Genomic DNA, 1,368 nt, shown 5'->3' with positions numbered 1-1,368 from the left:
GCGTTTCCCTCAGGCCGTTTTCCTCGTACCGCTAGGGTTGAAGCGCTGGTTCGACAAGGCGGGCATCGGCAACGTCCGAGAGCTGGACTGGTGGGCGAGCACCGAGGTTCGGGGTGCCATGTTCACCTTCGTACCGGCGCGTCACTGGAGTGCGCGAACGCTGTGGGATCGTAATCGCTCGCTCTGGGGTGGCTGGGTCATGAACCATCAGCGCTTCCGTTTCTGGTTCGCGGGCGACACGGGCTATTCCGACAAGCTCGCCGAGATCGGTCGGCGGGCCGGTCCGATCGACCTTGCCGCCATTCCCATTGGCGCTTATGCGCCTCGCTGGTTCATGCAGGGGCAGCACGTCGACCCCGCACAGGCGGTCCAATTGCACCAGGAGATCGGCTGCAAGCGCTCCATCGCGATCCATTGGGGCGTGTTCGAACTGGCCGATGACCAGCTGGATGAGCCGCCGCAGCTGCTCGGCGAGGCACTGGCGGAGGCGGGCCTGACGGAGGAGGACTTCATGCTCCTCAACATTGGTGGCCGAATTGYGCTCTAATGGCAGACCCGATCATCCGAAAGCCGCCCGCCATGTCGTTTCATGAATTCCGCCTCGAAGGCGAGTATGTCGAACTCAACCTGCTGCTGAAGCTCGCCGGTCTCGCCGAGAGCGGTGGTCAAGGCAAGCGTTTCGTCGCCGATGGCCTGGTGACGGTCGACGGTGTCGTCGAATTGCGCAAGACGCACAAGGTACGTGCCGGTCAAGTGGTGAAGTTCGGTGAAGAAGAGATCAGCGTATTGCCCGAAGTCGACTGAACCCAGCGGCACGCACAAAAAAACCCGGCGCTTCGCAGCGCCGGGTTTTTTCGTTCATGCGCGTGAGATTACATGCCCGACGAGGACGACTTGGCCGGAGCCGCCGTGTCACCCGTGGCAGCCTTCTTGTGCGTCTTCTTGTGGGTCGACTTCATGGTGCCGTCGGACGTACCGGACTTCATCGAATCGCCGGACTTCATTGAATCGTCCGACTTCATCGAGGAATCGCCCGACTTCATCGAATCGCTGCTCGTCTGCGTGGGCGTGGCGCTCTTGTCCGCTTTTTGGGCAGCATCCTGGGCGAAGGCCGCGCTGCCCATCACCGTACAACCAACCAGCATCGCGAGGATCAGTTTCGTGTTGCGCATGACGTAGCTCCYGGAACTTGTGGCGCCGATAGGAACATTGCGATACCCGGCGCGTAGGCATCGCTCACCGGTGACCCGGACTAAGTACGTGATGCAGACGCTATCCCTTTTTCGATGAACGTTGCTCTTGCAACGCAGCATTTCCTAGGCGTTCGTTCAGGTGAAAATTAGCATCCGTTAAGTGACGGCGTGGGAC

General features: G+C 60.7%; 3 protein-coding genes. 2 read left to right on the top strand and 1 reads right to left on the bottom strand.

The features are described from left to right. On the top strand, positions 1 to 547 hold a 547-nt coding region (locus AC1DSN_RS22690), incomplete at its 5' end, for an MBL fold metallo-hydrolase (protein WP_477333095.1). 32 nt (positions 548 to 579) lie between these two features. Further along, positions 580 to 804 (top strand): RNA-binding S4 domain-containing protein, encoded by a 225-nt coding sequence (locus AC1DSN_RS22685; protein WP_477298400.1) that lies wholly within the window; start codon positions 580 to 582, stop codon positions 802 to 804. A gap of 68 nt (positions 805 to 872) precedes the next feature. On the opposite strand, the gene AC1DSN_RS22680 is transcribed toward AC1DSN_RS22685, so the two are convergent. Then, a complete protein-coding gene (locus AC1DSN_RS22680; protein WP_063573271.1) occupies positions 873 to 1,172 on the bottom strand; it encodes a hypothetical protein in 300 nt (99 codons plus the stop codon). Between the last annotated feature and the right edge of the window lie 196 nt (positions 1,173 to 1,368).

It is taken from the genome of Luteibacter sp. P4_D7_3, from assembly GCF_056401735.1.
This window is presented reverse-complemented; position numbering and strand designations above follow the sequence as displayed.